Raw genomic sequence first — 12,988 nt, forward strand, 5'->3', positions numbered from 1 at the left:
GGGGGGGGGGCGGGGGCCCGCCCCGGCGCGGGCTGGCGGGCGCGCGCGCGCGCCGCGGCCGCGTGCGCGAGCGGGCGCGGGGCGCGCCGGCGATCGGCGACCGAGGGAACGAGGCGGCTCGGGGCGAGCGGGGATCGGGCCATGGGCGGCGATCATAGTCAGCGGTCCGCCTCGGCCAGAATCTGCCGATGTGCCCCAGCCCCCCTCCCCAGCCCGCCGCGGGCACTGCCCAGGCGCCTCTCTTCGTCGTCCTCAACGCCGGCTCCGGGCACCAGGACGCCGACGACACCTGCGGCACGATCGAGCGCGTCCTGGGCGGTGCCGGACGCAGGCACGAGATCTTCCGCGTCGACAGGCCTGCGGCGCTGGGCGCGGTCGCCGCGCGCGCAGTCGAGGCCGCCCGCGCGAGCCGCGGCATCGTCGTTGCTGCCGGCGGCGACGGCACGCTGAATGCCGTCGCCCAGGCGACGCTCGGCAGCGGCTGCGGCTTCGCCGTGTTGCCCCAGGGCACGTTCAACTACTTCGGCCGCGCCCACGGCATCCCGGCAGACACCGAAGCGGCTACCCGTTCGTTGCTGAGCGGGCAGCTTCGCCCGGTGCAGGTGGGCTGCGTCAACGACCGCGTCTTTCTCGTCAACGCCAGCCTGGGTCTCTACCCGCAGATGCTCGAAGACCGCGAGGAACAGAAGCGGCGGCACGGGCGCAGCCGGCTGGTGGCGGCGTGGGCCGCCCTGGTGACGGTGTGGAGCGCGCGGCGTGCCTTGCGCCTCGAGATCGAGCACGCCGGCGTGCGCCGCCGGGTCCGCGCCTCGACCCTGTTCGTCGGCAACAACCGCCTGCAGCTGGAGCAGGTCGGCCTGCCCGAAGCCGATGCGCTCGAGGACGGCAAGCTCGGCGTCGTTCTGGTGCGCGCGCTGGGCGCCCCCGCCCTCCTGTGGCTGATGATCCAGGGTGCTCGCGGCAAGCTGCCCGAGGTCGACAGCGTCGAGCATCTCGCGCTGTCGGAGCTGTCGGTCCGGCCAGCGCGTCGCTGGCAGCGCCGGGTCAAGGTGGCCACCGACGGCGAAGTGAACTGGATGGCACCGCCGCTCCGGTTCCGTGTCGCCGCCGAACCCTTGTCGCTGTGGCACCCCACCGACGCCGCCCCGGAAAGCGCGGCGCAATGACGACGCTGCCGCAGATCAGCGACACCCACTTCGGCACCGAGCAGGACCCGGTGCTGCAGGCGCTCTCGTGATGGGCGTGAACACGACGCGCCCGCAGCGGCACAAGAACGGCGAGGCGCCGCGACGCTGCGTCGTCGAGCGCTGGGACTTCACGCAGGCGCCGGGCCGCTTCGTCCGGCACGGCAGCGACACGCTGGCGTTCACCGACGACTGACGCCGGAGCCCCCGCTGCCGCCAGGCCGCTCGGCGCGCCGGCCCTTCCTTCGCGTGCGGGCACGCTCGTAGAAGCCCATCAACGGCGTCACCGAGACGCCGTGCGCGACGATCGAGACGACGACCACCGACATCGTCAGGGTGGTGAGCCGGCTCGCCAGCTCAGGCGGCAGGCCGTGGTTGGCGGCGTACATCAGGTAGTAGAGCGAGCCGATGCCGCGAATGCCGAACCATGCCATCAACCCGCGCTGCGTCGCCGACGTGTCGCTGCCGGCGAGGCCGACTGCGACGGAAAAGGGCCGGATGAGCAGCAGCAGGACGGCGACGAAGAGCCACGAGGCCCACTGCCACTGCAATGCCCACAGCAGCATGCCGATCGTGACGACGGCGGCGACCTCGCCGACCCGCTCGATCTGCTCGTTGAAGCTCAGCATCGCGTGGGCCATGAAGGCGGGTGCCCGACGCCGGTCGGTGGCGAGCTCGGCATTGGCGACATCGGGGTCGGCGTGCGCGGCCGCGATGTCGGGTTCCTCGGCCCCGTCCTTGCCCTGCGGCGCCGGACCGCCTTCCTTTCCCCGGCCACGCGGTGCGGCCTCGGCGCTTGAGCGCTGCTCCAGCCGGCGCAACGCCACCCCGGCAGCGAACACGGCAAGGAAGCCGTAGGCGTGGGCCAGGATGGCGACGCCGTACGCCAGCCCGATCAACCCCAGCGCGAGGAAGTTGTCCAGGCCGACCGCCTCGCGGTGGGTGCGGCGCAGGTAGAGCACGAGCTGCCCGACCGCGGTGCCGAGCCCGGCGCCGATGCCGATGCCCGCGACGGTGGCCCAGACCAGGTCGACCGCCGCCCAGCGCCAGCCCCAGGCACCGATCTCGTGCAGACCGAGCAGGCCGAGACCGAGCATGACGAAGGGGAACGCCGTGCCGTCGTTGAGGCCGGCTTCGCCGGTCAGGCTGAAGCGCAGGCGATCGCGATCGGTGGGCTCGGCGATCTGCACGTCGGAAGCGAGCACGGGGTCCGTCGGCGCCAGGATGGCGCCGAGGAGAATCGCGCCGCCGAGCGGCAGCTTGAGCAGGAGGACGCCGAGCGCAGCGATGAGCGCCACCGTCACCAGCATCGACACGCTGGCCAGACGCAACGGCAGCATCCAGCGGCCGTTGTCCAGGCCGAGGCTCATCTTCAGTCCCGAGGTGAAGAGGGACAGCACGACGACCACCTCGGCCAGCCGCTCGAGGAGGACCGTGTGCGACACGACCGTGAGCGACGACCAGCCGAGCCAGAGCGGGCTCGTCGCCGCACCGACGCCCAGGTAAAGCATCGAGGTGCTGAGCGGCAGCCGCGCCAGCAGCGAGACGCTCAAGCCCATCAGGATCAACAGGAGGCCGACGAAGGCCGACCACGCGGCGAATTCCATGGGCCGGGTTCGGTTGACGAAGCAGCGGACCTTAGCAGAGCCGCCGGACCGTCGTCGGCGTCTGCAACACTTGCCAGGCCGCCCAGCGTGCCGCCGCCGAGCTGGCGCGGGAGGGCTGCGGCCGGGGGAGCGCGCCACGTCCAGACAGGAACAGGCGGCGGGCCCCGCCACCGGCTTCAGGTGTTCGGGATCCAGCCCTCGACCGGATCGACCGATTCCGGCATGCCGTGGTTCGGCAGCCACGACGCGCGCGCAGCCTGCACGAGGCAGAGCACCGCGTCGAGGCGGTCGCCGCTCGCTTCGCCGAGGAGCGAAGCGCGCAAGTCCGCGTCGGCGATCATCAGCGCGAGCGAGGACCCCGCCGCGTCCTGCTCCAGCGCATGCACGATCGCCGCACGCGCCGCGGCTCGATCGGGAAGGTCCCGGTTCTTGTACGAGCGCCGCTCGATGAGCGAGTGCGCTAGGCGGCGCGGATAGGCCTCGAGCGCGATGCGCTGCGGATCGCCGGCGTGCAGCCCGGCGATGGTCACGCCGCTGGCAAGCAGGCGCTGCATGCCCTCGTAGTACATCAGGCCGACCGGCACGTAGCGGGTCTGCAGGGCGCTCGTCGGCAGGACCGCGGCGGCGCGGTCGCTGACGCGGTGCGGCAGGCGCGAGCCCGGCGGCCGCGCGTTGCTCCAGGCATCGATGTAGGCGCGCCAGGCCATCCGGTTCGCGCAGCGGGCGCGCACGGCCGCCATCACCTCGGCACAGGTGCGGCCGAGCCGGTTGCCGTCGACGAACGCGCGCGGCAGGCCGAACGGGAAGTCGAAGGCGCCGAGCCAGGGCCCCGGGGTCTGCAGCCAGGCTTCGAACGCGCCGAGCGTCGTCAGCGACTCGATCGCCCGCAGCAGCAGGCGCTCCCCCTCGATCCGCCCCGTCGCGATCGTGATCGGCTTGCGGCGTGACGGACTGCAGGTGAAGTCGATGCCGGCGAACAGCACGCTCTCGGAGACTTCGGCAGGCGGCGACATGGGGCGGCGATTGTCGACGTTACAGTGGCCGCCATGGACAACCCGATCCTGGTCGAAGCCCTGCGCGGCGGCACGCTCGAGTCGATGCATCGCGGCGCCGTCGCCGTCGTCGACGCCGACGGGGCCGTCGTGGTCTCGCTCGGCGACATCCGCCGGCCGGTCTTCCCGCGCTCGGCGGTCAAGGTGCTGCAGGCCCTGCCGCTGATCGAGAGCGGCGCCGCCGACCAGCTCGGCCTCGACGACGAGGAGCTCGCTGTCGCCTGCGCCTCGCACGGCGGCGAGCCGGCGCACACGACCGCGGTCGAGCGCATGCTCGGCAAGGCCGGACTCGATGCGGCGGCGCTCGAGTGCGGCACGCAGTGGCCGTCGTCCGAGCGCGCCGCACGCGCCCTGGCGGCGGCCGGGCGCGAGGCCGGCGCGATCACCAACAACTGCTCGGGCAAGCACGCCGGCTTCCTGTGCCTCGCCTGTCGAATGCACGGCGGTGCCGGCGACCTGCGCCGCTTCGCCCGGGGCTACGTCGGGCCCGAGCACCCGGTGATGCGGACGATCACGGCGGCGCTCCAGGCGAGCACCGGCTTCGACCTCGCGCAGGCACCGGGCGGCACCGACGGCTGCTCGATACCGACCTTCGCGATCCCGCTCGCCGACCTGGCCCTCGCCTTCGCCCGCGTCGGCGCCGGCACCGGGCTCGCCCCCGGCCACGCGGCCGCAGCCCAGCGGCTGCGCCGCGCCGTGGCCCGACATCCGTTCATGGTCGCCGGCAGCGGCCGCTTCGACACCAAGGTGATGGAGCGGCTCGGCGAGCGCGTCTTCTGCAAGGTCGGCGCGGAAGGCGTGTTCTGCGCCGCCCTCCCCGACCGGGGCCTCGGCGTCGCCATCAAGATCGACGACGGCAACAACGCCCGGGCCGCGGAGGTGGCGATGGCCGCCGTCATCGAGGCGTTCGTGCACCTCGACGACGCCGAGGCGGTCTTCATGCGTGGCCTCAGCGATGCGACGCTGCGGAACTGGAACGGCATCGAGGTCGGGTCGCTGCGCGCGACGAGCGCGCTGCGCGACGGACTCGGCGCCTAGTCGATCCAAGAGGAGTCGAGGACATGGCTTCGCACCCTTCCGCACCCCACATCGCGCCCATCGAGCGGCGCCTCGCCGCGATCGAAAGCGTCCTCGACGAGCGCGGCCTGACCGCCAACAACGTCGTCGCCGAGCTCGAGCACCTGGCGCTGGAGGAGTGGCTGCCGCAGAACGGCGCCCGGGTCGTCGCCAGGGCCTGGACCGACCCGGCCTTTCGCGCCCGCCTGCTCGCCGACGGCCGCTCCGCGGTGGCCGAGCTCGGGCTGACGATGCCGCGCCATCACCGCCACCTGGTGGTGCTCGAGAACACGCCGACGGTGCAGAACGTCATCTGCTGCACGCTGTGCTCGTGCACCGCGTTCACGATCGTCGGCCTGCCGCCCGACTGGTACAAGGACCTCGAGTACCGGGCCCGTGTCGTGCGGCAGTCGCGCACCGTGCTGCGCGAGATGGGGCTCGACCTGCCGCCCGAGGTCGAGATCCGCGTCAGGGACACCACCCCCGATACCCGCTACAAGGTGCTTCCCGTCCAGCACGCCGCGACCGTCGGCTGGCCGGAGGCCGATCTCGCGCGCATCGTCACCCGCGACTCGATGATCGGCGTCGCCCGCCTCTAGGAACGAGACCATGGACGGCATGCACGACCTCGGCGGCAGGCAGGGTTTCGGCCCGATCCGCCACGCGCCCGACGCGCCGGCCTTCCACGAGCCCTGGGAAGTGCGCGTCAACGCGCTCTACGCGCTCGCGGTCCGCCTCGGCGTCTTCAACATGGACGAATACCGGCACGCGATCGAGCGCATGGAGCCGCGCCACTACCTGTCGGCGAGCTACTACGAACGCACGCTCACCAGCCTGGCGAGCTTGTGCGTGGAAAAGCGCCTGCTGACGCGCGAGGAGCTCGACCGGCGCTGCGGCGGTGCCTTCCCGCTGGCATCGCCCAGCGCGCCCGGGCGCAGCAACGTCGCGGGCCGGGAACGCTTCCGTCCCGGCGACCGCGTCCGGGTCCGTGCCGACTTCGTTCCGGGCCATGTCCGCATGCCGGGCTACATCCGCGGCAAGTCCGGGGTCGTCGTCAGCGAGTCGCCGCCCTACCCGTTCCCCGACGCTCACGCCCACGGCGTCGACGCCGCCGACGAGCCGACCTACGACGTGCGCTTTCGCACCGAGGAGCTGTGGCCCGACTGCGCCGATGCGGCGCTGGTCCACGTCGGCGTGTTCCAGAGCTACCTGGAAAGGCTCGAGTAGCTCGCCAGCAGCGCCTCGAGCGACTGCATCGTGTCGGCCTCGTGCAGGGGCTTGTCGCCCCGGATGCGCAGCATGCGCGGGAAGCGCACGGCGATCCCGCTCTTGTGCCGGGCGCTGCGATTGATGCCCTCGAAGCCGAGCTCGAAGACCAGGCTCGGCCGGACGCTGCGCACCGGCCCGAACTTCTCGAGCGTGCTCTGGCGGATGACGCGGTCCACGACCTTGAACTCCTCGTCGGTCAGGCCCGAGTACGCCTTGGCGAAGGGCACCAGCTGCAGCGCGCCGGCCGCCGGCGGCTCGCGCCGGGCGATCGCCTCGACGACCGCCTGCGCCTCGGCGGCGTCGGCCGGGGCCCGGCTCCAGACGGCGAAGGTGTAGTCGGTGTAGACGCTGGCCCGGCGGCCATGCCCGGCCTGCGCGTAGACCAGCACCGCGTCGACGCTCAGCGGATCGATCTTCCACTTCCACCACGTGCCGGCGGCGATGTCTTCCTGCTTGCGCCGGCCGGTGCCGTAGCGCGCGAGGCGGTGCTTCAGCATCAAGCCCTCGACGCCGCGCGCGCGCGATTCGGCGCGCAGCTCGGCGAGCGCAGCCCAGTCCGGGCCCGACTGGAGCGGCGACAGCTGGATCGCTGCGCGGTTCGGCGGCTCCCCGGCACCCGCCAGCGCGCCCAGCACCGCTTCGAGCCGCCGGCGGCGCTCGACCTGCGGCTGCTCGCGCAGGTCGACGCCGCCCTGCTCGAGGACGTCGTAGGCGATGTAGCCGACGGGCGCATCGGCGAGCACCTTCTTCGTCAGCAGCTTCCTGCCGATGCGCTGCTGCAGCAGCGCGAAGGGCGCGACGCCGCCCTCCTTCCAGACCACGATCTCGCCGTCGAGCACGGTGCCGTCGGGCAGGGGTCGGGCCATGGCGACGATCTCCGGAAAGCGGTCGGTGACGAGCTCTTCGCCGCGCGACCAGATCCACGCCTGGCCGGCACGCCTGACGACCTGGGCCCGGATGCCGTCGTACTTCCACTCGACGAGCCAGTCGGCCGGATCGGCGAGGCGGGCCGCGAGCCCGGCCGGCGCCAGGTCGAGCGCGTGCGCCAGGAAGAAGGGGTAGGGCTGGCCGATGTCGGCCGGGCCGACGTCGCCCTCGGCGGTGAGCTGCGCGAAGCGGTCGGCGCTCGGCGTCGACCTGCCGTCGGTGTAGCCCATCATCCGCTGCGCCACGCGCTTGGCGTCGACGCCGGCGCCCTCGGCGAGCGCCCGCTGCACGAGCAGCCGGCTGACGCCGACGCGAAAGCCGCCGCCGATCAGCTTGTTGAGGAGGAAGCGGCCCGAGGTGTCGAGCTCGTCCCAGTACGAGGCGACGCGCGCCGCCTGCTCCGCCGGCGCGAGGCCGCGCAGCGGCAGCAGCCGTTCCTCGACCCAGGTGGCGAGGCCGAGGTCGCTCTCGTGCGCGGGCGGCGGCAGCACGTGCGCGACGGTTTCGGCGAAGTCGCCGACCGCCTGGTAGCAGGCGTCGAACAGCCACGGCGGGGTGCCGGCCCGCTCGCAGGCGAGCGCGTTCAGCACGGCACCGGGAACGACCTGGCGCGGCTTGCCGCCAGCCAGGAAGTACACCGCCCACGCGGCGTCGGCCGGGGCCGCGGCCGCGAAGTAGCGCTTCAGCGCATCGACCTTGGCGCTCGTCGCCGTCGTCGCGTCGAGCTCGTCGAAGAGCCGCGCGAACCGCTTCATGCGCCCGCGTCCTCCTGCTCGTCGTTCTCGCCGTACTCGGTCTCGAACGCGCTGGCCTGGAGCCCCTGGTCGGTGAGCCAGCGCACCATCACCGCCTCGTAGCCGTGCGTGACGATGACGCGCTCGGCGCCGGTCGCGGTGATCGCCCGCTGCAGCCCGGGCCAGTCGGCATGGTCGCTGAGGACGAAGCCGCGGTCGACCGAGCGGCGCCGCCGCGCCCCGCGCAGCTGCATCCAGCCGCTGGCGAAGGCATCGCTGTAGTCGCCGAAGCGGCGCGTCCAGGTCGAGTTCTGCGCCGACGGCGGGGCCACGATCAGGGCCCGCTTCAGCACTGCCTTGTCCTTGATGTCGGTCGCGATCGGCGTCTCCGGCAGGTCGACGCCGGCGGCGCGGTAGGCCCGGTTGAGCGGCTCGACGGCTCCATGAACGAGGATCGGCCCGATCGAGCGGTCGACGCCGCGCAGGATGCGCTGCGCCTTGCCGAAGCTGTAGCCCAGCAGCAGGCTAGGGCGGCCGCTCTCGGCGTTGCCGCGCCACCAGGCGTCGATCGACGCGAACAGCTCGGCCTGCGGCTGCCAGCGGTAGATCGGCAGGCCGAAGGTCGACTCGGTGATGAAGCAGTGGCAACGCACCGGCTCGAACGGCGTGCAGGTCTGGTTGTCCTCGCGCGGGTCGGCGCTGCTGCCGGCCACGTAGTAGTCGCCCGAGGCGACCCAGACCCTGCCCCCGTGCTCGAGGCGCACCTGTGCCGAGCCGAGCACGTGGCCGGCCGGGTGCAGGCTCAGGCGCACGCCGAAGTGATCGACGACCTCGCCGTAGCGAAGGGTCTGCAGGTCGATGTCGCCGAGGCGCGTGCGCAGCACGCCCTCGGCCGGCGCCGCCGCCAGGTAGTGCGTGTTGCCGCGCCGCGAGTGGTCGGCGTGCGCATGCGTGATGACGGCGCGGTCGACCGGCCGCCAGGGGTCGATGTAGAAGTCGCCGGGCGGGCAGTACAGCCCTTCCTTGCGCTGGACGATCAGGTCTTCCACAGCTCCTCAGTAGCGATGCCGCGTCGCGAACAGCGCGAAGCGCATCGCCGCGTAGGCCATCCAGGCGAGCGTCCGATGGACGAAGGGGCGCTGCCGGTGGTGCGCCGGCTCGACGCGCTGGCCGCCGCTGCGTACCGCTTCCATGAGGTGCCCGCGCAGCTCGCCGGCGAAGGCGTCGTCGCGGACGAAGACGTTGGCCTCGCGGGCGAGAAGAAGGCTGAGCGGGTCGAGGTTGGACGAGCCGACGGTGGCCATCGCGCCCTGGGCGCCGTCGAACACCGCGACCTTGGCGTGCAGGAAGCTCGGCGCGTACTCGATGATCTCGATGCCGGCGTCGAGCAGCATGCCGTAGAGGGCGCGGCTCGTGTGGTGTTGCATGAAGTACTCGTAGCGCCCCTGCACCAGCAGCGTGATGCGCACGCCGCGCCGGGCGGCGCGGATGAGGGCGCGCTGCAGGTGGATGCCCGGCACGAAGTAGGCGTTGGCGATGACGATCTCGCGCTGCGCCTGGCCGATGGCGAAGCGGTACGAGTGCTCGATGCGCTTGCGGAAGCGCAGGTTGTCGCGCAGCACCAGGCCGGCGAGCACGCCGGCCTGCCCGGGCACCGCCGGCCGGTCGAGGCTGTTCGCGCGCAGGTGCTCGTCGGTCATGTCGGCGCCGGCCTCGGCGGCCTTGCCCATCGAGGCGAGCGCGGCGTCGAAGTCGTAGTGGCGCGCCTCGTGCGCCGCCTTCAGCCGCAGCCAGAGCCGGGTCATGGTCTCGTGCGCGTCGCGGACCAGCGGCCCCGACGCACGCACGGCGAAGTCGAGGCGGGGCTTCTCGAGCGGGCCGTGCGTCGGGTCGATGAAGTCGTCGAGCAGGTTGATGCCGCCGCAGAAGGCGACGCGGCCGTCGACCACGCAGAGCTTGCGGTGCAGGCGCCGCCAGCGCCCCGGCAGCAGCACGCGCCAGCCGCGCGCCGGGTTGTAGACGGCCCATTGCACGCCCGCCGCCTGCCAGCGCGCACGCCAGTCGGCCGGGATCCCGCCGGTGCCGATCCCGTCGACGACGACGCGCACTCGCAGGCCGCGCGCACCGGCGCGCTCGAGCGCGTCGGCCACGGCAAGCACGGCGCCGGTGAACTGGAAGATGTAGGTCTCGAGCAGGACCTCGGCGCGCGCCGCGTCGATCGCCTCGACCATGGCGTCGAACATCGCCGCGCCGTTCTTCAGCAGCGTGAGCCGGTGGCCCGGCTGAAGCGCGCGCGTCTGCACGACACCGCGGGATTCAGCACGGACGTTCACGCCAGGGCGAGCTCGGCCACGAGCGGGAGGTGATCCGACATTCGCGCCCACACGGCACCGCGGGGCACCGACGTCGAGTGGCAGCGGAAGCCGCGCGTGTAGATCCGGTCCATCGAGAACAGCGGCAGGCGCGACGGGAAGGTGTTGACGTGGGCCGGCGTGTCGCCCGGCACCGCGGCGCGAAAGAGATCGCAGTCCGTCATCGGCACGTCGAGCCGGTCGCCCCAGTCGTTGAAGTCGCCGGCGACGATGACCGCCTCCTGCGCCGGCACGTGGCGGGCGATGAAATCGGCGAGGCGCTGGACTTGGCGGACCCGGCTCGAATGGATGAGGCCGAAGTGGGCGACGATGGCGTGGACGAGCGTGCCGTTCCACGTCAGGCGCACGTGCAGCAGGCCGCGCTGCTCGAAGCGGTGATCGGACACGTCGTGATGGCCCACCTCGTCGATCGGCCAGCGCGACAGCAGCGCGTTGCCGTGCTCGCCGTGGCGCGTCACCGCGTTGGTGCGGTAGGCGACCTCGTAGCCCTCGGGCGCCAGGTAGTCGGCCTGCGGCATGCGCGGCCAGCCGAAGCGCGTGTCCGGGAAGTGTCTCGCCGCGGCCCGGTTCATGTTGCGAACTTCCTGCAGGAAGACGAGGTCGGCGTCGAGGGCCTCGATGCCGAGCACCAGGTTGTGGATCTCGAGGCGCTTGCGGGGGCCGACACCGCGGACGCCCTTGTGGATGTTGTAGGTCGCCACGCGAAGGACGTGGCTGGGGTGCTGGGTGGTGTGGAAGGGGCGCATCTGGGGGTTGAATGGAGCAAGCGGCGCGCCGGGTCACGACCGCCTGGGCAGCTGGAGAACCGCTTCCGCGTTCGACGGCGAGAAGCACCGGTCGGCCGCCTCGCGCCAGGGCAGCCACTCGAAGCGCAGGTGCTCGCGCGGCGCCACGCGCACCGGCGTGTCGCGCGGCACCTGCAGGCCGAACACGTGCTCCGTGTTGCGGCTCACGCCGGCAGCATAGCGATGGCGCCAGACCGGATAGATGTCGTAGACATTGGCGAGCTGCCAGTCGACCAGCCGCTCGTCTGGCACCGCGGGCGAGCCGATCGCGATCCCGGTTTCCTCGCCCACCTCTCGGACGCAGGTCTGCCGCAGCGGCTCGTCGGCCGTCTCCCTGGACCCGGTCACGCTCTGCCAGAAGCCCGGCGCATCGGCGCGCTCGAGCAGCAGCACGTCGAGATCGGCGCTGTGGATCACCACCAGCACCGACTCGGGGATCTTGTAACGCGACCGCGCCTCCGTCATCGCGGCCGGCCGGGCGCCGGGCCGCTCCCAAGCCCGGACGCGCCCCCGCGGGGGGCAGCGAACGAAGTGAGTGTGGGGGCCGTCATCCCACTTGCGTGTTGCGCAGGCGGATGTGCAGCTCGCGCAGCTGCTTCTCGTCGACCGGACCGGGCGCGTTGGTCAGCAGGTCCTGGGCGCGCTGCGTCTTCGGGAAGGCGATGACGTCGCGCAGCGACTCGGCGCCGGTCATCAGCATGACGAAGCGGTCGAGGCCGATGGCGATGCACCGTGCGGCGGTGCGCCGTACTGCAGCGCATCGAGGAGGAAGCCGAACTTCGCCTGCGCTTCCTCGGCGCCGATCTTCAGGGCCCGGAAGACCTTGCTCTGCACGTCCTCGCGGTGGATCCGGACCGAGCCGCCGCCGAGCTCCTGGCCGTTGAGGACGACGTCGTAGGCCTTGGCGATGCAGCGGCCCGGGTCGGTCTCGAGCCAGTCCTCGTGGCCGTCCTTCGGGCTCGTGAACGGGTGATGCATGGCGCTCCAGCGCTGCTCGGCCTCGTCGTGCTCGAACATCGGGAAGTCGACGACCCAGAGCGGCGCCCACTCGCCCTCGACGAGGCCGCGGGCCTTGCCGAACTCGCTGTGCCCGACCTTGACGCGCAGCGCGCCGAGCGCGTCGGCGACGATCTTGGCCTTGTCGGCCCCGAAGAAGATCAGGTCGCCGTCCTTCGCGCCGGTGCGCTGCAGGATCTCGGCGAGCGCGGCGTCGTGCAGGTTCTTGACCACCGGCGACTGCAGTCCCTCGCGGCCCTTGGCCGCGTCGTTGACCTTGATCCAGGCCAGGCCCTTGGCGCCGTAGATCTTGACGAACTCGGTATAGCCGTCGATCTCGCCGCGGCTCATCTCGCCGCCCCCCGGCACCCGCAGCGCGGCGACGCGGCCGTCCTGCGCCTTGGCCGGCGTCGAGAAGACCTTGAAGTCGACCTCCTTCATGACGTCGGTGAGCTCGGTGAGCTCGAGCTTGACGCGCAGGTCCGGCTTGTCGGAGCCGAAGCGCCGCATCGCGTCGGCGTACGTCATCACCGGAAAGGCCGGCAGCACGACCCCGATCGCGTGCTCGACGGTGCTGCGGATCATGCGCTCGAACATCGTCCGGATCTCTTCCTCGTCGAGGAACGAGGTCTCGATGTCGATCTGCGTGAACTCGGGCTGCCGGTCGGCGCGCAGGTCCTCGTCGCGGAAGCACTTGGTGATCTGGTAGTAGCGGTCGAAGCCGGCCACCATAAGCAGCTGCTTGAACAGCTGCGGGCTCTGCGGCAGCGCGAAGAACATGCCGTCGTGGACGCGGCTCGGCACCAGGTAGTCGCGCGCGCCCTCGGGCGTGCTCTTGGTGAGCATCGGCGTCTCGATGTCGATGAAGCCGTTGGCGTCGAGGAACTTGCGCACCTCCATCGCCACCCGGTAGCGCAGCATCAGGTTGCGCTGCATCTGCGGCCGGCGCAGGTCGAGCACGCGATGGGTCAGCCGGGTCGTCTCGGAGAGGTTTTCCTCGTCGAGC

Annotated in this window: 12 protein-coding genes and 1 pseudogene; 5 read left to right on the top strand and 8 right to left on the bottom strand. The window is 72.2% G+C overall.

Going from position 1 to position 12,988, the window contains the following annotated elements; genetic code table 11:
• Positions 1–188 precede the first annotated feature (188 nt).
• Both AC30N0_RS16890 and AC30N0_RS16895 read left to right on the top strand, forming a co-directional pair.
• Positions 189–1,166 (top strand): diacylglycerol/lipid kinase family protein, encoded by a 978-nt coding sequence (locus AC30N0_RS16890; RefSeq protein WP_489519059.1) that lies wholly within the window; start codon positions 189–191, stop codon positions 1,164–1,166.
• 76 nt (positions 1,167–1,242) lie between these two features.
• Positions 1,243–1,380, top strand: a complete 138-nt coding sequence (locus AC30N0_RS16895) for a hypothetical protein (RefSeq protein ID WP_489519060.1) — start codon at positions 1,243–1,245, stop codon at positions 1,378–1,380.
• Here AC30N0_RS16895 and AC30N0_RS16900 read toward each other — a convergent pair.
• Both AC30N0_RS16900 and AC30N0_RS16905 read right to left on the bottom strand, forming a co-directional pair.
• On the bottom strand, positions 1,367–2,791 hold the full coding sequence (locus AC30N0_RS16900) for a cation:proton antiporter (RefSeq protein WP_489519061.1): 1,425 nt from the start codon (positions 2,789–2,791) through the stop codon (positions 1,367–1,369). The two genes, AC30N0_RS16895 and AC30N0_RS16900, sit on opposite strands and share 14 nt — an antisense overlap.
• Positions 2,792–2,967: 176 nt before the next feature.
• The gene (locus tag AC30N0_RS16905; RefSeq protein WP_489519062.1) at positions 2,968–3,804 is read right to left on the bottom strand and encodes a DUF429 domain-containing protein; all 837 of its coding nucleotides are present in this window, start codon (positions 3,802–3,804) and stop codon (positions 2,968–2,970) included.
• Between the two features lie 33 nt (positions 3,805–3,837).
• On the opposite strand from AC30N0_RS16905, the gene AC30N0_RS16910 reads away from it, so the two are divergent.
• From AC30N0_RS16910 to nthB, 3 genes are read left to right on the top strand one after another with little or no spacing between them, the layout of a single operon-like run.
• A complete protein-coding gene (locus AC30N0_RS16910; RefSeq protein ID WP_489519063.1) occupies positions 3,838–4,881 on the top strand; it encodes an asparaginase in 1,044 nt (347 codons plus the stop codon).
• A gap of 23 nt (positions 4,882–4,904) precedes the next feature.
• On the top strand, positions 4,905–5,498 hold the full coding sequence (locus AC30N0_RS16915) for a nitrile hydratase subunit alpha (protein WP_489519064.1): 594 nt from the start codon (positions 4,905–4,907) through the stop codon (positions 5,496–5,498).
• A 10-nt stretch (positions 5,499–5,508) separates the two neighbouring features.
• A complete protein-coding gene (gene nthB / locus AC30N0_RS16920; RefSeq protein ID WP_489519065.1) occupies positions 5,509–6,126 on the top strand; it encodes a nitrile hydratase subunit beta in 618 nt (205 codons plus the stop codon).
• On the opposite strand, the gene AC30N0_RS16925 is transcribed toward nthB, so the two are convergent.
• The 6 genes and pseudogenes from AC30N0_RS16925 to aspS all read right to left on the bottom strand — a co-directional run.
• On the bottom strand, positions 6,105–7,850 hold the full coding sequence (locus AC30N0_RS16925) for an ATP-dependent DNA ligase (RefSeq protein ID WP_489519066.1): 1,746 nt from the start codon (positions 7,848–7,850) through the stop codon (positions 6,105–6,107). The two genes, nthB and AC30N0_RS16925, sit on opposite strands and share 22 nt — an antisense overlap.
• Entirely contained in the window at positions 7,847–8,878 is a 1,032-nt protein-coding gene (locus AC30N0_RS16930; protein ID WP_489519067.1) for a ligase-associated DNA damage response exonuclease, read from the bottom strand. The genes AC30N0_RS16925 and AC30N0_RS16930 overlap by 4 nt, the downstream gene beginning before the upstream one ends.
• A gap of 6 nt (positions 8,879–8,884) precedes the next feature.
• Positions 8,885–10,162, bottom strand: a complete 1,278-nt coding sequence (gene clsB, locus AC30N0_RS16935; RefSeq protein WP_489519068.1) for a cardiolipin synthase ClsB — start codon at positions 10,160–10,162, stop codon at positions 8,885–8,887.
• Positions 10,159–10,947: an endonuclease/exonuclease/phosphatase family protein gene (locus AC30N0_RS16940; protein ID WP_489519069.1), complete on the bottom strand. Its 789-nt coding sequence runs from the start codon at positions 10,945–10,947 to the stop codon at positions 10,159–10,161. Before AC30N0_RS16940 ends, clsB begins: the two co-directional genes overlap by 4 nt.
• Before the next feature lie 33 nt (positions 10,948–10,980).
• Positions 10,981–11,451 carry a dihydroneopterin triphosphate diphosphatase gene (gene nudB, locus AC30N0_RS16945; protein ID WP_489519070.1) on the bottom strand — a complete coding sequence of 157 codons (471 nt, stop codon included), beginning with the start codon at positions 11,449–11,451 and terminating at the stop codon, positions 10,981–10,983.
• Positions 11,452–11,533: 82 nt separating this feature from the next.
• Positions 11,534–12,988, bottom strand: a pseudogene (gene aspS / locus AC30N0_RS16950) (aspartate--tRNA ligase); the annotation flags it as partial.

Origin of the sequence: Rhizobacter sp., from assembly GCF_031412495.1 — a bacterium.
In the GTDB taxonomy this organism is placed as follows: domain Bacteria; phylum Pseudomonadota; class Gammaproteobacteria; order Burkholderiales; family Burkholderiaceae_C; genus Schlegelella_A.

Excerpts from the sequence above, each read along its gene's own strand:
- AC30N0_RS16900 (WP_489519061.1), bottom strand. The coding sequence starts at position 2,791 with ATGGAATTCGCCGCGTGGTCGGCCTTCGTCGGCCTCCTGTTGATCCTG.
- AC30N0_RS16940 (WP_489519069.1), bottom strand. The coding sequence starts at position 10,947 with ATGCGCCCCTTCCACACCACCCAGCACCCCAGCCACGTCCTTCGCGTG.
- AC30N0_RS16915 (WP_489519064.1), top strand. The coding sequence starts at position 4,905 with ATGGCTTCGCACCCTTCCGCACCCCACATCGCGCCCATCGAGCGGCGC.
- AC30N0_RS16890 (WP_489519059.1), top strand. The coding sequence starts at position 189 with ATGTGCCCCAGCCCCCCTCCCCAGCCCGCCGCGGGCACTGCCCAGGCG.
- nudB (WP_489519070.1), bottom strand. The coding sequence starts at position 11,451 with ATGACGGAGGCGCGGTCGCGTTACAAGATCCCCGAGTCGGTGCTGGTG.
- AC30N0_RS16905 (WP_489519062.1), bottom strand. The coding sequence starts at position 3,804 with ATGTCGCCGCCTGCCGAAGTCTCCGAGAGCGTGCTGTTCGCCGGCATC.
- AC30N0_RS16925 (WP_489519066.1), bottom strand. The coding sequence starts at position 7,850 with ATGAAGCGGTTCGCGCGGCTCTTCGACGAGCTCGACGCGACGACGGCG.
- AC30N0_RS16910 (WP_489519063.1), top strand. The coding sequence starts at position 3,838 with ATGGACAACCCGATCCTGGTCGAAGCCCTGCGCGGCGGCACGCTCGAG.
- nthB (WP_489519065.1), top strand. The coding sequence starts at position 5,509 with ATGGACGGCATGCACGACCTCGGCGGCAGGCAGGGTTTCGGCCCGATC.